A 23904-nucleotide genomic window follows, 5' to 3' on the forward strand; every position below is an offset into this window, starting at 1 on the left:
GACTACCCAACTACCACCAACCAGCGAAATGCCCATTTCCAATGTACAGAAAATGTATCGATTCCTGCTTCTTCCATTATTAATAACCAGTCAGATTTAACAAAACTTCTTTTTACTGAAAGAGGGGCATCATTTTTTACAAGATAACTGCGGCTGAAAAGCTTTGTCAGTATCTTAATGGAATGATAGGCGATGGGGTGACGGTGCAGGTCATTGATGAAAAAGCCGATGCCGGCCCGTTGGTGCATCCATTGGAGCTGTGCAACCAGTTCTTCCCGGGTAAAATGATGACAGAACAGGGAGGAGAAAATGATATCATATCTTTCGCCGGCTTGTACCAGTTTATAATCAGAAGTAATGAAATTGATGGGAGCGAAGCTGGCCAGGGAAGGATCCTTTTTCCATTTTTCCATGGCAGTGCTGATACAAAAAGGATTGATGTCGATGCCTGTAAGGGTAACGGAAATCCCGTTCCTGCGGCACCACCTGGCGATGGCTTCCAGGTTATCACCGCCGCCACAGCCAATTTCGCATATGGATAGCTGTTTATGCTGCTTCACCAGTTTCTTCAAACCAGCAATGGTGATGGCGTGACCACCCAGCCAATTATTGATAAGGTCCAGCTCCTCCATATTGCGCCGGATATCTTCCTGCGGAATACCGGGCATATCCAGTAATTCTTTTTCGGCTGACCGTTGCATTCAGACTGTTTGATATTGTGCAATGAAAGTTTCCATGGTCAATCCGGGCCCGAATGCCGCTCCAAAAATGCGGGCATCTGCATGGAGTTGCTGCATCATGTTCTTCAGCACGAACAGGATGGTGGATGAGCTCATATTGCCATATCGATCCAGCACTCCGTAACTGTACTGCAATGCATCTTCCGGTAAATGGAGACTGTTGCTGATCACTTCCAGTATCTTTTTCCCGCCGGGGTGGATGCACCAGTGCGTGATCGCTTCTGCAGATAGTCCTGCATGTTGCATTGCCCTTCCGGTGAGGGCTTCAAAGTCTTCTGCTATCAGTGAGGGCACGTAGTTGCTGAGTGTCATCTGGAAGCCGGAGGAAGAGAGTTCCCAGGACATATCTTTTTTCCCTTTCGGGACCACTTCGCTGTAAAAATTTGTGATGGCGAGTCCGCGATGTTCATGTTGATCGTGTACTACCAGTGCGGCGGCGCTGCCATCAGCAAACAACAGGCTGCTGGCGATATTGTCCGGGGTAGGCTCCCGCTGGAAATGCAGGGTGCAGAGTTCTGTGCAAACCAGCAGCACTTTGGCAGCGGGATCGCTGTGGCAAATGGCATCTGCCAGTTTAAGTGCATGTATAGCGGCATAGCAGCCCATGAAGTTCACGGAAGTTCTCCAGGTATTGCGGGGCAGGTCCAGCAGCTCCACCAGTTCAAGATCCAGTCCAGGCGCGCTCATGCCAGTACAGCTGACGGTAATGAGGTGAGTGATGGCTGTATGCTTCAGTGGGCCCTGCAGGCAGTCGCGCACTGCATCCACAGATAATGGAGCTGCGTGGCGGTTATACCATTGCATGCGGGTCTCCAATGTAGGAAAGGGCTCCAGGTTCTCAGTCTGCGGGTAGAATTTCCATTCTGCTATCGGCCTGCTGTAATCCGGTATCACGGAGTACCGGGTGCTGATGGCGCTCTGATGATAGAGGAATCTTATTTTTCGTGTGTCCGGACCTGTTAGTGAATAGGCCGGAAGCATAAAAGAAAGTATGTCTTCCTGCCTGTGCTTCCAGGCAGGTACTGCTGTTCCTATTGAAATTATTTTGCTCAAATCCACCTCCCGGTTAAAATGATGAGGAATGCCAGGTTAGAACATAGGGATGCCAACAGGTTCATGCGCATGGTATGGGTAAAGTCCGCTACAGAAATATTGGACCATACCCCTTTTGCCCATACAAAAAAATATACGAGGGCGGGTAGCATAACGGTTGCTATTACCATTAGTTTCATCGGCTGTTCCCTTTGAAAAAACAGCCAGCTAAGCGCCAGCATGGCGGCGAGATATAGTATAGCTGTAAAAATAAACGTGCCACGATAGCCCAAAAGCCTGCTGATGGTGGTAACACCATCTTTTTTATCGGCCTCGTGCTGGTAGATCTGTGTAATAGGATAGAAAGCGCCTATGAGGAGTCCGGCAGCCAGAACGCCTGCCAGTGGTACATTAGTGGTCTTATCCATACTTCCTCCGTGATACACCAGAAAGAAGGTTGCGCAGCCCTGGAAGAATACTACTGTGCAATAACCCATGATGGGATACTGTTTCAACCGTATTCCCCTGTAGCTGTAGGCCCTTGAGGCGAGGATATAGGCTGTAATGCCAATGGCGAATAAATTACTGATGAAGACACTGAGCGCAATGGCTGCAATGTCCATCAATACTGTAATGTGGAATAATTGCCTGGTGGGTTGCATAGGGCGGGCCAGGCCCCCGATACTGCCTTCGTCCCTGTCCATATATGAATTGTAACCATTGCTGGCGGGATACACAAGGAGATGAAGGATGAAAAATATCAGCCATGCATCTGTAGAATGGATCACGGGTACCAGCCCCAGCGCAAAGAGGTAAACCGGTAGCAGGAAGAATGAAAACGGAAAACGCAGCAATTGAATGGTTGACCGTTGCAGCATTGGGATGTTTTGTACCTGTAATTTATGCTTTTTAAGCAGGATGGCAGTATTCATCGATTGTTGTACCTTGGCATAAACCTGATTGTATGAAGTTGAGTTGCTACTTTGTTACCGGATTTTTGTTTGTGTTTTCCGTGTTCCCGGCCAAATCGCAGGAAAAGGATTCTGTAGTGTTGAAAACCACTACCGGAGATATTTACGGAACGCTTAATGTGCCGGTTGCAAAAGGGCCAGTTCCTGTAGCGCTGTTCATTGCCGGTTCCGGTCCAACCGATCGCGATGGCAATAACCCTATGATGAAGAACAATTCGCTCAAATTCCTTGGGGATACTTTGAATTCACTGGGCATTGCCACGCTTCGTTACGATAAGCGCGGTATTGCAGCCAGCAAGAATGCCATGAAGATCGAAACGGATATCCGTTTCAATATGCTGGTGGAAGATGCTACGGATCTGATCAGAATGCTGAAAGCTGATAAACGGTTTTCCAAAGTGATCGTAGTGGGGCATAGCGAAGGTTCAACCATCGGGTTGAAAGCGGCGGCGCAGGGTGGTGCTGATGCGATGGTGTCTATTGCCGGTCCCGGACAGTCTGCAGATAAAGTGTTGAGAAGACAGCTGGATGCAAGCCTAGATCCGGCAAAAGCTGCCAGTGAGCAGGCAGCTGAACAAATGCGGAATATGAGAGAGATGGCCAATAAATTCATCGACACTCTCTCTAAAGGCGATACACTTCATAATCCACCTGCGAGCATGAATTCATTGTTCCGTCCTTCTGTTCAACCTTATCTGATCAGTTGGTTCAAATATGATCCGCAGCAATTGATCAAACAATTAAAAGTGCCAGTGCTGATCATACAGGGTAATACAGATCTCCAGGTTACAGAAGCCGATGCCATGATGCTCCTGAAAGCCAACCCTGAAGCGAAAGTGCTGATCATTGATAGAATGAATCATGTGCTGAAGCACAGTGAGGCGGAGCAGCGCGCCAATCATGCCACTTATATCAATCCTGATCTGCCGGTAGTGCCTGATCTGGTGACTGCCATTGTTGATTTTGTGAAAGGCTTGAAATGATCAGCAGGTCTTTTTTCGAAACTTATACTATCTTTAATCCAGCCATCCGATCTTGTCCTTCATCTATTTCCAGAACTGATCCCTAATTTCAATCCCCTCCGGATTAATGACTGCATACAGTACATACAAGGACGATGAGTTGGTGGCATTACTTCAACAGGATGACCAGCAGGCATTCAATACAATCTACGATCGTTACTGGAATCTCCTCTTTGCCCAGGCTTTCAGAAAACTGGATAATGCACAGGAAGCAGAAGATCTGGTGCAGCAACTTTTCATCGAAGTGTGGGAGCGGAGATCGCGGATCAATATCACGCGTTCGCTGAATCACTGGCTGGCTGCGGCTGTGAAGTTAAAAGTGATGACTGTTTATTCAGCCCGTTTCCGAAACCTGCAAACAACCGGAGAGATCAATGAGGAATACCCGGCAGATACACCTTTACCGTATTCCATCATTGAACTGCAGCAAATGATGGCGAAGCTGGAAGTGCTGGTAGAAGCGCTTCCTGAGAGACCACGAATGGTATTCAGAATGAGCAGGGAAGGCCAGCTCTCCAACAAAGAAATTGCAGATCAACTCAATATCTCCGAAAAAACAGTGGAGAACCATATGAACCGGGCACTGGGCTCCCTCCGCAAATCCATGGGCGATTCACCCATTTCTGTTATCCTCCTTTTCTAACCTTCCAGAAAAAAAAGATTCAAAAAGCTTGGGTGCTGCTTTCATTAAGCAAGACTATTGTGTATATGGACCAACAACGCGCATATGAACTGGCCAATAAGTGGCTGAAGGGTACTATCACTGATGCTGAGATGGCTGCATTCAGTGAGTACTACAACAGCAAAGGTGATGATGAAATTATGCTGCCCGAAGATTTTGCGATGCACGAAACCGCACTTGGCAAAAGAATACTAGCCAACGTTAAGGAAGCTACAGGCATGGCTGCTCCCGTTGTTGACATGCCCGTGCATCGCCACCGTATGCTGCCAAAGATTGCTGTTGCGGCTGCAATAATGGTGTTGGTTTCACTGGGTGCTTACCTTTGGCTCCACCAGGATCGCGACAGGCAGCTGGCAATCGAGAACAAAATGTTGCCTGCACAGGTATTGCCCGGAAAAGAAGGAGCCGTGCTGACACTCTCTGACGGACGGCAGATTGCACTCGACAGTGCAGGCAATGGCCATGTAGCCGATCAGAACGGAGCAAAAGTGATGCTGCAAAACAAGCAGCTCATCTATGATGCATCGGAAAGCAGCACCGCTGAAATGGCTTTCAACACTATGAGTACACCGGCCGGCAGACAGTTCAGGTTAACACTGCCGGATGGTACCAAAGTGTGGCTGAACGCTGCCAGCTCCATCCGCTATCCCACCCGGTTTTCAGGAAACGAAAGAAAAGTGATCATAACCGGAGAAGCCTATTTTGAAGTGAAGCGGGATCAGTCGAAACCGTTTCGGGTATCCGTCAGCGATATGGAAGTGGAAGTGCTGGGCACCAGTTTCAATATCAATAGCTATGCCAATGAGAAGATGCTGAGAACAACGCTGATCGAAGGTGCAGTACGTGTAAAGAACAATGCAGCGGCCATTTTGCTCAAACCTTCGCAGCAGGCGGTATTGCTGCAAAACCATATTGGCAGATCACTGGAAGTAAAAGACGGAGCGGATATTCAGCAGGTAATGGCCTGGAAGAACGGAATATTCAATTTCAACGGAGCCGATCTTTTTATGGTGTTGCGGGAACTGGAAAGATGGTATGATATTGAAGTGCGCTATGAAGGCAGGATTGTGCCGGGGTTATTCTTCGGAAAAATGAGCAGGAACGTAAACCTGAATGTAGTGCTTGAATGGCTAAAAGGTTCAGGTGTGAACTACCGGTTTGAAAAAGGAAACAAACTGATCATAATACCATAAATCAATTGTTCCCAAAACAAAAGGCCAGCATGCGACAACATAACTGGCCAGGCGTTTTGGGTAACAAAAATGCAAAAGTCCGGGAAGACTGTATTCATCACCCAAAACACTGCGAAAGTATGCAAAAAACTGTTTATGGGCGGGACTGCCCCTTCATGCCTGAAGGTGTGCGGATAGACCGTCGTTTTATCAACCAAACTATGTTAGTAATGAAACTAACAATGGTATTACTGATCACTTCGATCCTTACCGTGCATGCGAGAGGGTTTTCACAGCAGGTCACTTTCTCAGGAAAGAATGTTGAATTGCTGAAAGTATTCTCCGCCATCGAAACGCAAACAGGCTTCTTCACCGTAGGCAGTCTGGAACTGCTGAAGCAGGCCAGCCCGGTTTCACTCCACGTAAAGGATATGCCGCTCGAGACATTGCTGCAACTGATCCTGAAAGATCAGCCCATCGATTTCAAAATATCAGAGAAAACTATTTTCCTGTTCCGCAAACCCGGCCTCCCTGACAATGCTGTAAGACCTTCATCAACTGCAGGACCCACCCCTATTTTGGTGAAAGGAGTTGTGCTGGGTGTAAATGACGTTCCTTTATTCGGAGCGAGCGTAAGCGTTGCAGGAACAGCTAACTACGAATTCACTGATAACTTTGGAAAGTTTGAAATATCGGTAGAAAAAGGGCAGAAACTCAAAATCTCCTATGTGGGATACCAGCCCGTGGAATGGAAGGCTACCAGTGAAAAAGTAACCATCGTAATGAAGCCGGCAGATAATAAGCTGGAAGACGTAGAAGTAGTGATCAATACAGGCTATCAGAAATTCAAACCCAATGAAATGGTGGGCTCTGTAGAAGTGTTCTCTGAAAAAATGCTGCAGAAGCAGGTTGGTACAAATATTCTGCAAAGACTAAAAGGCTTGTCGGCCGTTCTTCAGTTCAATAATAAGATCACCACATCCTCAGCTTCCGGCAATCCGCACAGCACTTTGAATATGACTATCAGGGGATGGAGTACCATCAACGGACCAACGGATCCACTGATCATTGTAGATAATTTTCCTTATCAGGGGAACATCGATAATATCAATCCCAATGATGTTGAATCGATCGTGATACTGAAAGATGCTGCCGCTGCCAGTATCTGGGGAGCGCGTGCAGGTAATGGGGTGATAGTGATCAACACCAAAAGAGGGAAGTTCGGTGCAAAACCTTCCTTCAGTATAAACTCCACTATCAACATAACTGAAAAACCTGACCTGTACAAATTGCCGCTGATGGGAAGTGCAGCTTATATAGATCAGGAACTGGCCATAGCCAATCAGAACGGAATACTGCTCTATCAGGAGAGATATGCACACACGCCGGTAGTGTCTGTACTCATAGACAGAAAAAAAGGATTGATCAGTGCAGAAGACTCCGCGGCAAAGATCGATTACCTGAAATCTATCGATAGCCGTGAGCAATGGAATAAATATGTCTACCGGCATGCACTTACGCAGGATTACTCAATGAATGCATCGGGTGGCTCCAGCAATATCGCCTGGACCATCAGGGGCAACTATGTGAAAACATCGGGGAGCACACAAAACAAACAGGAGCGTGCTTCGATAGGGATCGGTAATGATTTTAGGATCAGTAGCAAACTGGATCTGCAGATCACTGCGGACTACTCACATCTTTCATCAAAGTCAGGCGCTCCGGAATTCAATGCAGTTAAAGCCAGGAATTTTATGGTGCCGCAAAGCATTCCCTATCTGCAACTGGCAGATGAGAACGGACAACCGGTAAGCCTCCTGAAAAAATACAACAGCCAGGTTTTGGATACGCTGGGAGGCGGTCGCCTGCTCGATTACAGCTATTACCCGCTTACAGACTGGCGGCATGATTACTCTACCGACAAAAGCAATACTTATTCCCTTGAAGCCATTCTGACCTATAAGCCCATCAGCGATCTTCGCCTGCAGCTCTCAGCAAAAACAATGAAAGCGAACGCAACCTTTCGGACAGTGAGAGATAAGGAAAGTTATTATACGCGCGATGTTATCAACCAGTTTTCACAAATAGACCCGGTTACCAAAGTGGTGAACAGAGTAGTGCCCCCGGGCGATATCGTTTCAGTTGAAAATACTGAACTGACCAACTTTGCCATCCGCGCACAGGGCACATACAATAAGCAATGGGGAGCACATGGCATCAATCTGATGGGAGGCCTGGACCTGTCTGATTTCAAAAGAGAGAAAAGCGGTCAGCTGATGGTAGGCTATAGTGAAGATCCATTGCTGTTCTCCCTTGTAAATATGGTAGACAGGTTCCCTGTTTGGTTTGAGGGAGAAAATACAGTGGGCAACGTGTTGCAGGCCCAGTCCATAATGGGTATCAGAACATTCGTTGAGAGATTTGTTTCTACCACTGCCAGCATCTCTTACAATTACGACGGCAGGTATGTTTTTTATTCCAACATGAGAAAAGACGGAGCGAATATCCTTGGTGTAAAAACAAACGACCGGTGGAGCCCTTTCTGGTCAGTTGGCGGAAGCTGGATCATCAATAAAGAAAAATTCTTTAACGCAGCCTGGGTGAATGGACTCACTTTCCGGACCAATGTTGGCATCTCAGGCAATGTGGATGTAACAAGAAGTTCCAATCCTGTAGGAAATATCAATCAGGGCATGCCCAATACCACTGTGCCTTATCCATATCTGATCATCGCAGATCCTCCGAATCCAAACCTCAGATGGGAGAAGATAATACAAGTGAACTGGGCACTGGATTTTTCGTTGCTGAAAGACAGGCTCTCCGGATCTGTGGAGTATTACATCAAAAATGGCAGGGACCTGTACGGCAGTATACTTGCTGATTATACGCAATCGCCCAATATCAATGTGAAAGCAAATGCGGCTTCCATGGATGGAAGAGGAATTGACATTAGGCTCAATGCGAAAATACTGGATGGAAAATTTGGCTGGAGATCCATGATCAACTTTGCAAGGATCACCAACAAGTTAAAGCAATACCACAATCAGGTGGCCATTGCCGGAGCCTTCAATCAAACAGTGGGTAGCAACGGAAACAGGATCCACGATAACATGTTATTATTTCCCGGGCAGAGTTTGTTCAGCGTAACCGCCATTCGTACCATGGGAGTGAATAGCTCAGGCCAGGTGCTGTACCTGGTGAATGATAAACCTACCACAAATATTCTCGAGGTAATCAAGGATTTTGAGCAGAACGGAGATAAGTCAAGCTCCTACGTTTACTTCGGACCAAGCGATCCGAAATTCAATTTCAATTTCAACAATTTTATCAGCTGGAAAAACTGGAGCCTGGCTGTAATTACTCAGTTGAAATTTGGTTACTATTTCAAGAAGTTGCTGATAGAAGATGGTGCAACAGCTTCCAATCCTTACTATCACAAAGATTTTGAACAAAGATGGAAGCAGCCCGGTGATGAATTGCATACGAGGATTCCCAAATCAAATGGTGGATTGCTGAATTATGCCTACTTCAGTTCCGATCTGGTTCACAGGGCAGACAATATCCGTATCGAGAATATACAGCTCTCGTATGACTTCGATATTAAGGAGCACCAGGTATTCAGGTCGATGCAGCTTGCGTTGAACATCAGCAATGTCGGCATTGTGTGGAGAGCCAATAAAGAAGGGCTTGACCCGGATTATGACAGGTCCGGGAACTTTACGATGCCTAATCGGCCCATCAGAATGTGGAGCCTTAAACTGATCGCCGGATTTTAAACACCACCTAAAAAAATGACATGAAACAGCTGTTCATACTTTTTGCAGCATTCATCCTGCCGGGCTGTAACAAATTCCTCGACAAGCCGGGAGATCCAACCAGAAAGGTCCCAAAGACTGTGGCGGATGTGCAGATGCTGCTGGATCAGCCTTTGGCCAATGGAAGCACATTCATAGGCGCAGATGAATATTATGTGAGTGCTGCGTTTTGGCTATACATGATGGAGGCCAACGCAAACTATTACTTTACCTGGTTGCCCAATAACAATACGGCAATGGTGGGGAGGGATTTCTGGAAAGAATCCTACAATGCAATATTCAACACCAATGTTGGAATTGAAATACTGAACAAAGTACCGGTAACTGCCGCCAACAAAAAAGAATGGGAGTTGGCAAAGGGATCTGCTCATTTCGTCAGGGCCTGGTCTTTTCTCTCCGTTGCCTGGCTTTATGCCAACACCTGGCATGAAGAGAGATCGAAAAATGACCTGGGCGCAGTAATTGATCTTGATTCTGATTTCCTCAATAAATTATCACGGTCTACTGTAGCCGAAACATACGATCAGATCCTCAAAGATGCGCAGGAAGCTGTAAAGTATCTTCCCTTATACCCTGATAATCCGGTAAGGCCATCCAGGCTGGCAGCATATGGTTTGCTGGCAAGAATTTATCTCTCCATGAGAAAATATGATGAAGCGCTTCAGCAATGCAATCTTTACCTCGCGGAATTGAATGCACTCCTGGATTACAACAATCCTGCAGAAGTGCAGGTGGATAATGATTATCCTTTTTCGTTGTTCAATAAAGAGGTGATCTACAATAATGCATCTGTATATTCCGGCAGCACTTTTTATCCGCTGGATTTCAATACCGTGGCTGTAGATACGGGCATCATCAAATCCTTTCACAACAATGATCTGCGGAAGAGGGCCTTCTTCAAAGATTATGGAGAGTTCTGGCAGTTTGCAGGAAGCTCGATGTATGAAACACCTATGACAGGTATCTGTACAGATGAGTTGTACATCACACGCGCAGAATGTTATGCCAGGCAAGGGGAAACAGGTAAAGCCATGAAAGATCTCAATGACCTGCTCATTACCCGGTGGACATCGGGCACATTCGTTCCCTTTACAGCCAGTACAAAAGAAGAAGCGCTGACAATCATTCTGGATGAAAGAAAAAAGGAGTTGCTTTTCCGCGGACTGCGTTGGATGGACATCAAACGCCTGAATGAAGAAGGAGCGAATATCTCCATCATCAGGAAATCTCCTGATCATACTAAAACAGGCGTGCTTCTACCCGGCAGCCCACGCTTTGCCATGCAATTGCCGGAAGATCTTGTAATCAATTTCGGATACCAGCAGAACCCCAAAGAATAATCTGACATAAGGGAAATCACTTTTTGAATACACGCAGCAGTGCGTGCAGGGGATCATTTTGCCATAAAAATTAACATCAATGGAAACACCAATTGTAAGTGTTCGGCATCTTTCTCACCGCTACAATGTTCAGTGGGCGGTGAATGATGTAAGCTTTGAATTGTCCGCAAGAGGCGTATACGGTTTGCTGGGCGCCAATGGAGCCGGCAAGTCTACCATCATGAATATCATGTGTGGTGTGCTCAATCAAACCAAAGGAGACGTATTCATAAAAGGCATCGATATGCTGGCACAGCCGGTGGCTGCCAAAAAGCTGATCGGCTTTCTTCCCCAGACGCCTCCCTTGCAATCCGAGCTTACTGTAGAAGAGTTTCTGACGCATTGCGCCAGGATCAGGCTGATGCCTAAGAATACCATCAAAGCCGCAGTGGATGAAGTGATGCAGAAATGCAATGTTGCTCATTTCAGCCGAAGGCTCATCGGAAATCTATCGGGAGGTTATCAGCAACGTGTTGGTATTGCACAAGCCATTATCCACCGGCCGGAGTTTGTGGTGATGGATGAACCTACCAATGGTCTCGATCCCAATCAGATCATCGAGATCAGAACGCTGATCAGAGAGATCGCTGAAGACCGGACCGTAGTACTGTCTACGCATATTCTGCAGGAAGTGCAGGCTATCTGCGATCATATCTGGATGATCAATGAAGGCAAGTTTGTTTTTTCCGGAACGCTCCATGAATTTGATAACTACATACTGCCATCATCACTGATGGTTACCATGATGAATCCGCCTTCACTAGCTGAATTACAACAGCTGGAAGGCGTGCAGCAGGCAGAAGCCATCGACCGGAATAAATTCCGCATCCGCTATACAGATGCACAGGAAGTGACCGACCTCCTTGTTCTGCATAGCGGGCGCAACAACTGGCGTATCAGTGAGCTATCCCTTGAAAAATATTCGCTAGACAATATTTTCTCCGAACTGTCCCGGAAAAAATAAGAATCGTTCTGTAAAAAACTATCATTATGAAAGTCATTTTAGATATTACTTCCAACGAATTAAGGAAGTTGTTCTATTCGCCCATCGCCTGGTTTGTGATGGTAATATTTGCATTCCAGGGAGCCGGCGCATTTGCTGCTTCGTTCGGGTACTATGTTCACCTGAAAAATGCCGGGGCACTGATGTATATCAAGGATGTTACCTATGCAGTGTTCTCCAGTGAAATGATGGGGATGTATGGAGCTGTGCCATCCATCATGTATCTTTTTATTCCACTGATAACCATGAATGCCATCAGCCGCGAAAAAGGAACTGGCGGTATCAAACTTTTGTATTCTTCTCCTGTAAGCAATTCACAGATCATACTCGGAAAGTACCTGGCGCTTGTACTTTTCATCTTACTGCTGGTGCTCTTCATTTTCATCTTTGGCCTTTACGGCATGCTCAATATTGCAAATGCAGACAAGGGTCTTATTTTCTGCGGCCTGTTGGGACTGTTTCTGCTTGGTTGTGTGTATGCCGCGCTGGGATTATTTATGTCGTCCATCACTGTTTACCCGATTGTGGCAGCTATAAGCACCATGTGTCTGCTGGCATTTCTTCATTTTGCAGATCATTGGGGGCAGGGAACAAAATTCATTCGTGATATTACCTACTGGCTTTCATTGAAAGGACGGGTAAATACATTTATCAAAGGGATGATCACCACGGAGGATGTAATTTATTTTATTGCCGTGATCGCTTTTGCGCTGTCACTGGCGGTGATCAAGCTGAATGCAGCCCGTACAAGACGATCCCGCAGGCAGGTAGCCATGCAATACATCATTGCTTCATTGGCGATGGCAATAACCGGTTATGTAACTTCCATGCCATCTTTCAAATTCTATCACGATGTTACACATACGCAGCGAAATACAATTTCTGAAGAAAGCCAGAAAGTGATGCGCAAGGTGGAAGATAATATTCTTATTACTTCCTACACCAATATGCAGGATGCCAATACCCTGGCTACCGCATTGCCGAACAGCTACATGATAGATGTACATCGGTTTGAAGAATATACCCGCTTCAAACCAACCATGCAGCTCGATTATGAATACTACTACAAGAAAATGCCTACAGGGTTCTATACCGAAAAATATCCAACCCTGAATGATGAGCAGTTGATGGATACTCTTCGTAAACAAAATGATTTCGATTTCAAAATTGTTCCACATCAGAACCTCGCAGGTAAAGTTGATCTGTCCGGGGAAGATTACCGGTTTGTAAGAGAGATCAAATTGGGCAATGGAAAGAAAACCTTCCTGCGGATCTTCAACGATAACAATATTTTTCCGGATGAAGGTCAGATCACTGCTGCATTCAAAAGACTGGTTGACACGCTGCCCCAGGTAGGTTTTGTAACCGGACACGGAGAACGCAGCTTCGATATTACCAATGAGCGGGGATACAATACATTCACGCAGGAAAAAACTTTCCGCTATTCACTTATCAATAATGGGTTCGATTTTGAAAAAGTGGAACTGGGCAAACCTGTGCCCGAACATATTTCAATTCTGGTGATAGCAGATCCCCGTCAGGATTTCACTGAAACTGAATTGAATAATTTTCAAGCCTATGTAAACAAGGGAGGAAACCTGATCATTGCAGGGGAACCAACTCGGCAGGCGATCACCAATAAGCTCGTTGGCCCGCTGGGCGTGAATATGATGCCCGGGGTTATCTATCAGCCCAAACAGAATGTACTTTCTGAAGTAATGCTGGCAAAACCGGTGATACCGGCTGAATGGAATTCACCCTGGCTTAAGATGTCGAAAGACAGAAGGCAGCAGATGGTAATGGATCAGGCCTGTCCGCTGGAATTCACCGGCAGTAATGGTTTTGTGGCAACATCCGTTTGCGTTACCGATACTACACCCGGATGGGTTGAACTGGAGAGCACTGATTTTGAAAATAATCCACCCGTTTTCAATCCTGCTGCAGGTGAAAAGAAAGAACCATTCTCTTCAGCGATGGCACTTTCGAGAAAAGTAAATCAGAAGCAACAGAAGATACTGGTAACAGGAGATGCAGACTGGATGAGCAATATGGAACTGCAGACCTTTCGAAAAGATACATGGGCAGCCAACTTCGAATTCATCTGTACTGCTTTCTACTGGCTCTCCGATGGCAAAGCGCCCATCAATACCAGCAAACCTGAACCGATCGATAATGATATTTCCGTGAACAGGGAACAATGGAAACTGCCTTCCTTCCTGCTCAAATGGGGTGTCTCCTTTCTGTTGCTGGCAGCAGGAGTAACAGTTTGGGTACGTCGCAGGAGAAGATAACCGAAGCCTTCATCAAAATAATCCGCTTTGCATTTCATAATCGATAGTCAAACCCTTGAAGATCTGAAGATCTTCGGCAAAAAAGGACAGGATTCAGTTTACGCGCTGTTTAACCGGACTGTTACCAGTGGCGGAGCGGAGCAGCTTCAGCATATGTTCAGGTTTCCTTTGTCTGATGCATCAGTGATCAGCAGGAGAGCAGCTGTGATCCGTTTTTTTCAGCAATACCAACTGGCATTGGTTGCAAAGCATAGCGAGTATGAATCGGCAATCCTGTATCTCAACATGCGCGATCAGCGAAGCAAGCTGAACCATGATGAACAATTCCTTAGCCGGATGATAAGATCCGTGATGCGGTCCGACATTGAATTCAGGACCATCAAAAAAGGGATACTGTCTCTTATTCAGCTGATGCGTTCACTGAAAGATTTCCTGAAGAAGATTGAGCCATTGCTCACAGAAAATACAGCTTTCAGAGAAGAACATGAAGCCATGAACAGGTTGTTGTCAACTCCTGAATGGCAGGTGTTCTTTGAGAAAAAATCTTTGACGCCCTGTTACAGTTCTTTGGTGTTTTTCGATCAGTTGCTGCGCTTCCGTTTCTACGATGAAGTGCGGCAACTTCTTTCCCTGATCTCTTCCATGGATGTTTATATATCCGTAGCTGCTGTTGCAGATGCAGCGGGGTTAGTGTTTCCCACTGCATTGCCGCAGGAGAACAACCTGTTGCAGCTGGCTGAAGTATGGCATCCGCATCTCCGAAAGCCGGTTGCCAACAGTGTTGTATTCTCGGCTGATCAACAGCTGGTTTTTCTTACCGGAGCGAATATGGCAGGCAAATCAACTTTCATGAAATCCGTTGGTATTGCGGTTTACCTGGCACATATGGGTTTTCCGGTTCCTGCAAAAGAGATGAGGTTCTCTGTGATGGACGGCATGCTCACTATCATCAATCTGCCTGATAATCTCAACAGCGGTTACAGCCATTTTTATACGGAAGTACTTCGCGTAAAGAAAGTGGCTATCCAGTTGCAGCAGGGCAAACGGATGATGGTACTGATTGATGAATTGTTCAGAGGGACCAATGTGAAAGATGCGCTGGAAGCCACCGTTGCAGTAACAGGGAAATTTGCTAAGTACAGGAACAGTGCCTTCATTGTATCGAGCCATATCATGGAAGCAGCAGAATTGCTCAGGCAGCACTTTACTCAGATTAATTTTCAATTCCTGCCCACGCTCATGGAAGGCAATCTGCCTGTGTATCCCCGGAAACTTGAAACAGGGATTTCGGCAGACCGGCATGGAATGATCATCATACAGAATGAAGGCATTCTCTCCATGTTAAATCAATCGCTCAATGAACCAATACATACCTGAAATTAATTACGATGGAATTTCTGGCAGACAAACAAACCTTGCTCGACCTGAATGTGCTGGGCAAATACAAAACCGGATCTTTATTCAGCTTATTCAACCATGTTGTTACTTCAGGCGGTGAGCGATTGCTGGATGAAATGTTCCGTCATCCGCTCACCGATGTAACTGCAATCAATAGCCGTAGCAGCGTGTTCCATTATTTTCAGCGGATGGAACTGCAGTTGCCATTCGATGAAGCAGCATTTTCAAAAGCCGAACAGTTTTTGCTGAATGGCTGTGATGATAAATGGTTCTTTTTCCTTTTCAGAACTGGAAGAAGAAAATTATGGTCGTTGATGCGGTTGAACAATGATGCGGAGGAGTTTGATGAGGGACTGCGGGCTGCACTGCAGGTACTCGGACAACTGGCCCTGTTCTTTCAAGAAATGCAGCAGGATCAGCGAAACCCGCTCTACGCAAAGGCCAGCGAATACCTTGCAATGCTACATGCAAACGGAATTGCTGATCATGAATTAACAAATTCTACCGTAAAAGGGTTGGGTGCTGAACTGAAGTACGATTATCTGTTGCGGGGAAAACTGTACCGGAAAATGCAGTCTTTACTGGAGTTTGTTTATCTGTTGGATGTGGCAGCTGCAGTGGGAAAAGTGGCTTGTTCAAACAAACTTGTTTTTGCTAGAGCGCTTGGATCGGAATCTTCCGTTCTGGAGATCTCAAATTGCCGTCACCCAGCTTTGGAAAAAGCGATCGGTAATGATCTCAATCTGAATGAAGGGCAGAATATATTTTTTCTCACGGGAGCGAATATGGCGGGCAAATCTACTTTCATGAAGTCGGTAGGTGCTGCATTTTACCTGGCGCATATGGGATTTCCGGTAGCTGCCGATTCTATGCGGTTTTCAGTGAAGAAGGGTATCTATTCTTCCATCAATGTGCCTGATGATCTGCAGCAGGGTATCAGTCATTTCTATGCAGAAGTATTGCGGGTAAAGCAGGTTGCGGGTTCTGTTTGTTCCCGTTTGCCATTGCTGGTGATATTTGATGAACTGTTCAAAGGCACCAATGTGAAAGATGCTTATGATGCTACACTGGCAGTTACTGCTGCATTTGCCAATTACAGGCAATGCGATTTCATCATATCCACACATATCATTGAGGTAGGGGAAGCGTTGAAGCATGTGCAACCCAATATGCAGTTTGGATTTATGCCAACGGTGATGAAGGGAAGTATCCCCGGATATACTTATCGCATGAAGGAGGGGATCACGGAAGACAGGCATGGAATGATGATCATCCGGAATGAAGGAATTCTCGATATACTGTAAATGAAACGGGGGCGTCTCAATATTGAGACGCCCCCGTTTTCGTATAAATCAATTATTCGTTTACCTGTGCGGGTTATACCAGCATAGTGAGGGGCTCTTCCAGCAGTCCCTGCAGTGTTTGCAGGAATGCAGCGCCGGAGGCTCCGTCTACAACGCGGTGGTCGCAGCTCAGGGTTACTTTCATGATATTTCCTACCACGATCTGGCCGTCTTTCACAACAGGCACCTGGTTGATAGCGCCGATAGCGAGGATACAGGCATCGGGTGGGTTGATGATGGCAGTGAACTCATCAACGCCAAACATGCCGAGGTTGGAGATGGTGAAGGTATTGCCTTCCCAGTCTGCCGGTTGCAGTTTTTTGTCTTTCGCTTTTTGAGCTGCTACTTTCACTTCAGCCGCGATCTGGCTCAGTGACTTTGTATCTGCAAAACGAACAACGGGAACGAGCAGACCTTCTTCCACTGCAACGGCAACGCCGATGTTCACGTGGTGGTTGATGCGGATCTTGTCGCCCAGCCAGCTGCTGTTCACTTTCGGGTGTTTCTTCAATGCGATGGCGCATGCTTTCAGCACCATATCATTGAAGGATATTTTGGCGGGAGAAACTTCATTGAGTTTTGCCCTGCTTTCTACCGCTTTGTCCATGTTGATGTTCATGGTAACATAGAAGTGAGGAGCAGAGAATTTGCTTTCAGCGAGACGTTTTGCAATCACTTTGCGCATTTGTGAAACGGGCACTTCTTCGAAGCTTACCTGTCCGGCCGGTGCAGCAGGTGCACTGGAAGCAGCAGCTGCAGGAGCGCTGGAAGATGCGGCGGCAGGAACATAGTTATCGATATCTTTCTTCACGATACGGCCACCGTCTCCGCTTCCGGAAACTTTAGCCAGATCGATGCCTTTATCGCTGGCGATCTTTTTAGCGAGGGGAGAGGCTTTCACGCGGCCATCTTCAGAAGTTGAAGCAGCAGCGGGAGCGGGAGCGCTGGAAGCGGCAGGCTGGGCAGCTTGTTGTGGCTGTTCGGCCTGTTGCGGTTGTGCGGCACCGGCAGCAGCGGGAGCCGGGCCACCTTTGGCGGCAGCAACGATAGCGTTCACATCTACTTTGCTTTCATCTCCGATGATACAGAGCAGTGCATTCACAGGAACTTTATCTCCTTTCTGTGCGCCGATATATAATAATTTTCCTTCTTTATAGCTTTCCAGTTCCATCGTGGCCTTGTCTGTTTCCACATCGGCCAGCAGGTCGCCTTTTTTCACGGCATCACCTACTTTCTTGTGCCATTCTGCAATCACACCTTCCGTCATGGTATCGCTGAGGCGTGGCATGAGGATCACTTCAGGAACGGTAGAGAGATCGATAGAACCGCCGGATGCAGGTGCAGCGGCTGGAGCGGCTTGTTGTTGAGGTTGTGGCTGAGGCTGAGGAGCGGCGGCTTGTTGTGGTGCTGCTGGCTTTTCAGCAGCAGGGGCGGCTGCGGCAGCGCCACCTTTGATCAGGGAGCTGATGTCTTCGCCGGGTGTTCCTATAATGGCCAGCAGGTCGTTCACCTGGAGTTTTCCGCCTTTGTCCGTTCCGATATGTAATAAGGTACCGTCTTTATAACTCTCCAACTCCATGGTAGCTTTATCGGTTTCCACTTCTGCCAGGAGATCGCCTTTTTTCACAGGGTCGCCAACTTTTTTATGCCAGGCCGCAATCACTCCTTCGGTCATCGTATCACTCAGGCGGGGCATTAGGATCACTTCAGCCATAACTTTATTCCAGTTTATAATTTGGGATGTTCAAATTTCTATTGAGTGCCGAAATTACAGCAAAATAGGGAATTGACAATGCGGAACACGCATTGAACTGTATTCAATACATTATGTAAAATTGGCAAGTTGCCAATCGCAACGTATTAAAGATCAAGTTCCAGTCTCAGTCTGTCTTTCAGCTCCCGGATCAACGGGTATTCTTCAGCTATGGCAATGAATTTATCCCGGCTCGACATTGGTTTATCGGTCGGTTCCTGGTAAACCACGTTCTCATCCACTTCAATCACGAAGAGAAGTGCCCGGTTGTTGAACACCTTGCAGAGGTATTCACTCAGCGGTCTTCTTTCGCCTTCGATGAACTTTTGTTCCAGGTTATTATTGGTGACAATCGTGAAATGTGCGCTGTTATTGATTTGCAGGCGGGCCATCACAAAGGATTGTGAGGCTGGGTTCTTGGTATCGCGCAATTGCTGGGTGAATGCTTCCCAGGCGGCATGCAGTCTGGCTTCTTCCAGGGGGATCACTTCTCCGGCGGAGGCGAGACCTTTGCCTACAAACTGTTGACGGATACTGGCGAGCCCGCCGATCTTCACTTTGGGTTGATCCGAGACTGGCTGTTCCTGTTTTACCGGTTGAACGGGCGGCACCACAGCCTGCGATGCAGGTCTGGCGGCAGGTTGATCTTCGATGATCAGTTTGGCCCCGGTTTGTGGGGCTTCAGCTTTTGGTTTGGCTGCCGCCTGTTTGGGAGCGGCTCCCAGAACGGGTATCTGGCGAAACGCTACTGGTTTGGCTGTGTCAACTAGTTTTTTTTTCCCGTCGTCTGCGCCGGCGCCCAGTTCGATAGCTTGTTGCAGGTAGCTGAGTTTGATCAGCACCAGCTCTATGTGCAATCGCTTGTTGCGTGCGGCTTTGAAGCCAATCTCGGCTTCATTCAGAATATTGAGGGCATTGATGAGCCAGGCCACGGAAACCTGCTTGCCCATTGCGATGTAGCGGTCTTTGAAACTTTCCACCACCTGCAGCAGGTTCGCTACTTTCTGGTCTTTACAAACCAGCAGGTTGCGGACGAATTCAGCAAAGCCATTCAATACCAGATCACCTTCGAAGCCCTTGCGGTCGATATCATCGTAGAGAAGCATGGCTCCACCAAGATCCTGTGCCAGCATGCTTTCCATGAAACGGAAGTAGTAATCGGCATCCAGGATATTGAGGTGCTCAAGTGTATTCTGATAACTGACGGTACCATTGGTGAAGCTTACGATCTTGTCCATGATACTGAGCGCATCACGCATACAGCCTTCGCTTTTCTGAGCGATGAGGTGCAGAGCGGCGCGATCGGCATTCACTTCTTCTTTGGTACAGATCTGTTCAAGGTGGTCAACTGTATCGTTGGTGGTGATGCGTTTGAAATCGAAGATCTGGCATCGGCTCAGGATCGTTGGAAGGATCTTGTGCTTTTCGGTGGTGGCCAGAATGAATATAGCGTATCCTGGCGGCTCTTCCAGTGTTTTCAGGAAGGCGTTGAAGGCCGAGGAGCTGAGCATGTGCACCTCATCGATGATATACACTTTGTAGGTGCCGGCCTGTGGTGCAAAGCGGACCTGTTCCACCAGGGTGCGGATATCATCCACGGAGTTGTTGCTGGCAGCATCCAGCTCATGGATGTTGAGCGATGTGCCTTCATTGAATGAAACGCAGCTGTGGCAAACATTACAGGCTTCCCCGTCCTCTCCGGGCTTCTCACAGTTGATGGTCTTGGCAAGGATACGTGCACAGGTGGTTTTACCAACGCCCCTGGGGCCGCAGAACAGGAAGGCGTGCGCCAGTTGCTGGTTCCTGATCGCATTCTTGAGGGTAGTAGTGATATGCCCTTGCCCTACAACTGTGTCGAAGGTCTGGGGCCTGTACTTTCTTGCCGAAACGATAAACTTTTCCATTATGGGTGCAATTTAAGAAACGCCGGATTAATGCCCGGAAGCAAAATTTAAACTTGTGAATAATTTGTAATTAAGTGAGTTACTTTTGCGCCATGATAAAAGCGATCCTTAAGAAGAAGATCAGTCAGCGTGTAGTGGTGAACGGCCATCCCTGGATCTTTGCCAATGAAGTGAACCTGGTAGACGGAGAAGTAGAGCCCGGCGATATCGTGGAAGTGTACACACATGATAAAAAATTTGTAGGTAAAGGATATATCAACCCGGCCAGCCAGATTTTGGTCAGACTGCTCACGCGCGACAAAAACGAGACCATCAACGAGGATTTCTTTTACAATCGCCTGCTCAAAGCCTGGCATTACCGTCAGCAGATCGGGTACATCGAGAACTGCCGCCTCATCTTCGGCGAAGCGGATTACCTGCCTCAGCTGATCATCGATAAATTCAATGATTATTTTGTGATCCAGACCCTGGCGCTGGGGATCGATAAATGGAAGCCTGCCATCGTAAAGGCCCTGGAAAAGATCTTCCAACCCAAAGGCATATACGAAAGGAACGATGTTCCCGTGCGTGAACTGGAAGGGTTGAAGCAGCAGAAAGGATTCCTTTCTGCACCCTTCGATACAAAGATCACCATCATGGAAAACGGTTTGAAATTCCTGGTGGATATTGAGAACGGACAAAAGACGGGCTACTTCCTGGATCAGCAGGATAACCGCCGCGCCATTCAGCATATCGTGAAAGGAGCTGACGTACTTGGCGCTTTCACCTATACGGGAACTTTCGAGATCCATGCAGCGGCCTATGGCGCCAAAAGCGTACTGGGACTGGATATCAGCGAGAATGCCGTGGCACAGGCCAATCGTAATGCAGTGCTGAACGGAGTGGAAAAAATAGTGAAGTTCGAAGCGGAAAATGCTTTCGACAAACTGAAGCTCTGGGCGAAAGAAGGAAGACAATATGATGTAGTGATGCTGGATCCTCCCAGCTTCACCAAAACAAGAGAGAATATTCAGAAAGCCATCACCGGTTACAAGGAGATCAATCTCCGCGGTATGAAACTGGTGAAGCCCGGCGGATTCCTGGTCACTTCCAGCTGTACCAATCTGATCCAGCCTGATCTTTTCCTGGAGATCATCCAGATGGCGGCCAAAGATGCCAGAAGGAAGATCCGCCAGGTTTGTTTCCAGACCCAAAGCGCCGATCACCCGATCGTATGGGGATGGGAGAATACTCAATACCTGAAATTCCTGATCATACAGGTGGATTAAGCGATTACTGGTTACCGTTAAATTATTTGGAGACCTGGAACTTTCCGGAGTCGATCAGTTTACCTGATTTGTCTTTCAGTTGGAAGATGTACAATCCGCGGAAGAAGTCGGAGAGGCTGATCACGTTCCTGGCGGAAACGTTATTGGTTTCGTACACTTTTTTGCCCAGCATATTGAAGATCTGGAAAGTATAATTCTTGTCGGATTCTTTTTGAATATCGAAGGTGATATAAGAAGTAGCAGGGTTTGGATAGAACTTAACGATCTTAGTCACCGGTGTCTCCGGTGATGAAGTCCTTGCCTGGCTGCTTGCCTGAAGGGTAGTGAACAGGATAATGGATAGTGCGTAAAAAATCTTCATGCAGCAAGATATTTTTCTCGTCTGATCCAAAATAGGCCCTTTTATTCAAATTTACAACTGATTTCCCAATTCTACCTATATGCCTGACTACAAATCAGTCTTTTAAGGGCCTTTAACAAATCTTTTGCGGCTATCAGCTCAAAATTGAAACTACCTGGCAGTCAGGCAGTTTGAGTATAATAATAACGCGAATTTGATTTCGGTCAACTAAAATTATTATTTCAGTGTGGCCAAAACAGCATCGATGGCTTTGAAGTCAGGAATGTCTGCGGCATTTTCCAGCACCTGGGCATATCTGACGACCCCTTCGCTATCCACCACAAATGCGGAGCGCTTACTCACGCCCTTCATATCGAAAACGAAATTCTCGTAAAGGCTGCCATAATCTTCAGATACTTCTTTATTGAAATCGCTGAGCAGGGGGAAGTTGAGCTTTTGTTCTTCCTTGTATTTGGCCAGTGTAAAAATGGAATCCACGCTGATACCCAAAACCTGTGCATTCACATTATTGTAATCTTCGATATGGTCTCTTACGCTGCACAGTTCTTTGGTGCAGGTGCCGGTAAATGCCTGGGGGAAGAATAACAGGAGTACGTTTTTGCCTTTGAAGTCGGAAAGCCCTACTTTATTTTTCTCGGAATCATACAAAACAAAATCCGGGGCTTTTTGTCCAGTTTCAATTTTCATGATGCGATATATCCTTTGATGGGTTTCAAATGTAATCAGAATTTTGGACACAGCACCTGATCCCTGTCAGGATTGTTGCGGTCCAGAAACCCTATCCAGCAAAGGCTTAATTCAAATCCACCTCTTCCCTGGCTGGCGGTCTTGAGCTGGCTGACGTTCACATCGTAACTGATGGCAATGGAAAGGGGATGTCTTTCCAGTTTGATCACAGGGATCAATGCATCTTTCAACCGGAGGAAAGCGCCGCCATGGATCACGTATTCCGGATTGTCCGGATCATCTCCAAGTTTGTATCCATAGAGGGCGCCGGCAATAGTTTCGTTGAAACTTCCCTGAATGCTCTGGTCTGCCTGTATGGTGAAAAACGTATAATCATCCACATCGAACTTCACGCCTGCCGAAATCACATATTTCGGTTGTAATTCAACGTTAGGATTCTTGTAGAAGGAGTTCTTTGGTCTGTTGAGGTGATGATAGGCTGCGCCGAGGAACATGCTGTTCCGTTGGTTTTCACCGAATGTAGTGTTGAAGCTCATGCCTACACTGGCATCCCAGGTGGTGAAATTGGGTGTATTGAGCGGTTCGCCATTGGGAAGTGTGGGATCGAATCCGCCGGGTCCATACTGATCATCGGTGGTGATCTTGGCAAGGTCAAGGCTCTTGCGTATCATACCGCCCATGAAACCCAGCGAGAGGTACATCACTTTTTGATTACTGAGGGATTTGTGGTAATTGAGGGCAGGCAGCAGGTGGGTGGTGGCCAGGCCAACAGTGCCGGCTTTGTCGTACAGCGCCTGCAATCCTACGGTCATGAAATCATCTCCCTTTCCTACGGGCATTTTGTATTCGGCATTGAAGGAGCCGGTACGATAGGCATTGGTGACGCTGTTCCACTGATCGCGGTAAACGCCCTGCACGCGTATATCTCCGGTGTAGATACCGGCAAGACTGGGATTGCGCAGCAGTGGCGCTTCAAAGAATTGAGAAAAATGGATGTCCTGTGCCCAGGAGCAACCTGCGGCGCACATCAATGAGATGAGCAAAGCAATTCTCTTCGGTTTCATTCGGGTTCTCATAGAAATT

The 23904-nt window shown here is 47.0% G+C and carries 18 protein-coding genes; 10 read left to right on the forward strand and 8 right to left on the reverse strand.

The window, feature by feature from the left end; translation table 11 throughout:
* Positions 1 to 2: 2 nt before the first annotated feature.
* From FSB84_RS11170 to FSB84_RS11180, 3 genes are read right to left on the reverse strand one after another with little or no spacing between them, the layout of a single operon-like run.
* A complete protein-coding gene (locus FSB84_RS11170; protein WP_130541478.1) occupies positions 3 to 701 on the reverse strand; it encodes a methyltransferase domain-containing protein in 699 nt (232 codons plus the stop codon).
* Positions 702 to 1793 carry a type III polyketide synthase gene (locus tag FSB84_RS11175; protein ID WP_130541477.1) on the reverse strand — a complete coding sequence of 364 codons (1092 nt, stop codon included), beginning with the start codon at positions 1791 to 1793 and terminating at the stop codon, positions 702 to 704.
* Positions 1790 to 2650 carry a UbiA family prenyltransferase gene (locus FSB84_RS11180; protein WP_225980049.1) on the reverse strand — a complete coding sequence of 287 codons (861 nt, stop codon included), beginning with the start codon at positions 2648 to 2650 and terminating at the stop codon, positions 1790 to 1792. Before FSB84_RS11180 ends, FSB84_RS11175 begins: the two co-directional genes overlap by 4 nt.
* 86 nt (positions 2651 to 2736) lie before the next feature.
* Between FSB84_RS11180 and FSB84_RS11185 the strand changes: the two genes are divergently transcribed.
* The 9 genes from FSB84_RS11185 (at position 2737) to FSB84_RS11225 (ending at position 16809) form a co-directional block, all read left to right on the forward strand.
* Entirely contained in the window at positions 2737 to 3726 is a 990-nt protein-coding gene (locus FSB84_RS11185) for an alpha/beta hydrolase family protein (RefSeq protein WP_130541475.1), read from the forward strand.
* A gap of 106 nt (positions 3727 to 3832) precedes the next feature.
* Positions 3833 to 4408 carry an RNA polymerase sigma factor gene (locus tag FSB84_RS11190; RefSeq protein WP_130541474.1) on the forward strand — a complete coding sequence of 192 codons (576 nt, stop codon included), beginning with the start codon at positions 3833 to 3835 and terminating at the stop codon, positions 4406 to 4408.
* A 65-nt stretch (positions 4409 to 4473) separates the two neighbouring features.
* Positions 4474 to 5640 (forward strand): FecR family protein, encoded by a 1167-nt coding sequence (locus FSB84_RS11195; RefSeq protein ID WP_130541473.1) that lies wholly within the window; start codon positions 4474 to 4476, stop codon positions 5638 to 5640.
* Between the two features lie 209 nt (positions 5641 to 5849).
* Entirely contained in the window at positions 5850 to 9395 is a 3546-nt protein-coding gene (locus FSB84_RS11200) for a SusC/RagA family TonB-linked outer membrane protein (RefSeq protein WP_158643855.1), read from the forward strand.
* A 20-nt stretch (positions 9396 to 9415) separates the two neighbouring features.
* Entirely contained in the window at positions 9416 to 10774 is a 1359-nt protein-coding gene (locus tag FSB84_RS11205) for a RagB/SusD family nutrient uptake outer membrane protein (RefSeq protein ID WP_130541471.1), read from the forward strand.
* 79 nt (positions 10775 to 10853) lie between these two features.
* Entirely contained in the window at positions 10854 to 11777 is a 924-nt protein-coding gene (locus FSB84_RS11210) for an ABC transporter ATP-binding protein (RefSeq protein WP_130541470.1), read from the forward strand.
* A gap of 26 nt (positions 11778 to 11803) precedes the next feature.
* Positions 11804 to 14107, forward strand: a complete 2304-nt coding sequence (locus FSB84_RS11215) for a Gldg family protein (RefSeq protein WP_130541469.1) — start codon at positions 11804 to 11806, stop codon at positions 14105 to 14107.
* 27 nt (positions 14108 to 14134) lie between these two features.
* Positions 14135 to 15484 (forward strand): MutS-related protein, encoded by a 1350-nt coding sequence (locus tag FSB84_RS11220; protein WP_130541468.1) that lies wholly within the window; start codon positions 14135 to 14137, stop codon positions 15482 to 15484.
* 11 nt (positions 15485 to 15495) lie between these two features.
* Entirely contained in the window at positions 15496 to 16809 is a 1314-nt protein-coding gene (locus tag FSB84_RS11225) for a MutS-related protein (protein ID WP_130541467.1), read from the forward strand.
* A 73-nt stretch (positions 16810 to 16882) separates the two neighbouring features.
* Here FSB84_RS11225 and FSB84_RS11230 read toward each other — a convergent pair whose 3' ends face one another.
* Both FSB84_RS11230 and FSB84_RS11235 read right to left on the reverse strand, forming a co-directional pair.
* Positions 16883 to 18562 (reverse strand): pyruvate dehydrogenase complex dihydrolipoamide acetyltransferase, encoded by a 1680-nt coding sequence (locus tag FSB84_RS11230; RefSeq protein ID WP_130541466.1) that lies wholly within the window; start codon positions 18560 to 18562, stop codon positions 16883 to 16885.
* Positions 18563 to 18708: 146 nt separating this feature from the next.
* Entirely contained in the window at positions 18709 to 20505 is a 1797-nt protein-coding gene (locus tag FSB84_RS11235; RefSeq protein ID WP_130541465.1) for a DNA polymerase III subunit gamma/tau, read from the reverse strand.
* A 92-nt stretch (positions 20506 to 20597) separates the two neighbouring features.
* Between FSB84_RS11235 and FSB84_RS11240 the strand changes: the two genes are divergently transcribed.
* Entirely contained in the window at positions 20598 to 21773 is a 1176-nt protein-coding gene (locus tag FSB84_RS11240) for a class I SAM-dependent rRNA methyltransferase (RefSeq protein ID WP_130541464.1), read from the forward strand.
* Between the two features lie 22 nt (positions 21774 to 21795).
* On the opposite strand, the gene FSB84_RS11245 is transcribed toward FSB84_RS11240, so the two are convergent.
* The 3 genes from FSB84_RS11245 to FSB84_RS11255 all read right to left on the reverse strand — a co-directional run bounded on the left by FSB84_RS11245 (position 21796) and on the right by FSB84_RS11255 (position 23897).
* Positions 21796 to 22134 (reverse strand): T9SS type A sorting domain-containing protein, encoded by a 339-nt coding sequence (locus tag FSB84_RS11245; protein WP_130541463.1) that lies wholly within the window; start codon positions 22132 to 22134, stop codon positions 21796 to 21798.
* A 216-nt stretch (positions 22135 to 22350) separates the two neighbouring features.
* Positions 22351 to 22821 (reverse strand): peroxiredoxin, encoded by a 471-nt coding sequence (locus FSB84_RS11250; protein ID WP_130541462.1) that lies wholly within the window; start codon positions 22819 to 22821, stop codon positions 22351 to 22353.
* A 35-nt stretch (positions 22822 to 22856) separates the two neighbouring features.
* The gene (locus tag FSB84_RS11255) at positions 22857 to 23897 is read right to left on the reverse strand and encodes a PorP/SprF family type IX secretion system membrane protein (RefSeq protein WP_130541461.1); all 1041 of its coding nucleotides are present in this window, start codon (positions 23895 to 23897) and stop codon (positions 22857 to 22859) included.
* Between the last annotated feature and the right edge of the window lie 7 nt (positions 23898 to 23904).

It is taken from the genome of Pseudobacter ginsenosidimutans (assembly GCF_007970185.1).
GTDB classification, from domain to species: Bacteria; Bacteroidota; Bacteroidia; order Chitinophagales; family Chitinophagaceae; genus Pseudobacter; species Pseudobacter ginsenosidimutans.

Excerpts from the sequence above, each read along its gene's own strand:
- FSB84_RS11170 (WP_130541478.1), bottom strand. The coding sequence starts at position 701 with ATGCAACGGTCAGCCGAAAAAGAATTACTGGATATGCCCGGTATTCCG.
- FSB84_RS11180 (WP_225980049.1), bottom strand. The coding sequence starts at position 2,650 with ATGCTGCAACGGTCAACCATTCAATTGCTGCGTTTTCCGTTTTCATTC.
- FSB84_RS11185 (WP_130541475.1), top strand. The coding sequence starts at position 2,737 with ATGAAGTTGAGTTGCTACTTTGTTACCGGATTTTTGTTTGTGTTTTCC.
- FSB84_RS11190 (WP_130541474.1), top strand. The coding sequence starts at position 3,833 with ATGACTGCATACAGTACATACAAGGACGATGAGTTGGTGGCATTACTT.
- FSB84_RS11195 (WP_130541473.1), top strand. The coding sequence starts at position 4,474 with ATGGACCAACAACGCGCATATGAACTGGCCAATAAGTGGCTGAAGGGT.
- FSB84_RS11200 (WP_158643855.1), top strand. The coding sequence starts at position 5,850 with ATGAAACTAACAATGGTATTACTGATCACTTCGATCCTTACCGTGCAT.
- FSB84_RS11205 (WP_130541471.1), top strand. The coding sequence starts at position 9,416 with ATGAAACAGCTGTTCATACTTTTTGCAGCATTCATCCTGCCGGGCTGT.
- FSB84_RS11210 (WP_130541470.1), top strand. The coding sequence starts at position 10,854 with ATGGAAACACCAATTGTAAGTGTTCGGCATCTTTCTCACCGCTACAAT.
- FSB84_RS11215 (WP_130541469.1), top strand. The coding sequence starts at position 11,804 with ATGAAAGTCATTTTAGATATTACTTCCAACGAATTAAGGAAGTTGTTC.
- FSB84_RS11225 (WP_130541467.1), top strand. The coding sequence starts at position 15,496 with ATGGAATTTCTGGCAGACAAACAAACCTTGCTCGACCTGAATGTGCTG.
- FSB84_RS11230 (WP_130541466.1), bottom strand. The coding sequence starts at position 18,562 with ATGGCTGAAGTGATCCTAATGCCCCGCCTGAGTGATACGATGACCGAA.
- FSB84_RS11235 (WP_130541465.1), bottom strand. The coding sequence starts at position 20,505 with ATGGAAAAGTTTATCGTTTCGGCAAGAAAGTACAGGCCCCAGACCTTC.
- FSB84_RS11240 (WP_130541464.1), top strand. The coding sequence starts at position 20,598 with ATGATAAAAGCGATCCTTAAGAAGAAGATCAGTCAGCGTGTAGTGGTG.
- FSB84_RS11245 (WP_130541463.1), bottom strand. The coding sequence starts at position 22,134 with ATGAAGATTTTTTACGCACTATCCATTATCCTGTTCACTACCCTTCAG.
- FSB84_RS11250 (WP_130541462.1), bottom strand. The coding sequence starts at position 22,821 with ATGAAAATTGAAACTGGACAAAAAGCCCCGGATTTTGTTTTGTATGAT.
- FSB84_RS11255 (WP_130541461.1), bottom strand. The coding sequence starts at position 23,897 with ATGAGAACCCGAATGAAACCGAAGAGAATTGCTTTGCTCATCTCATTG.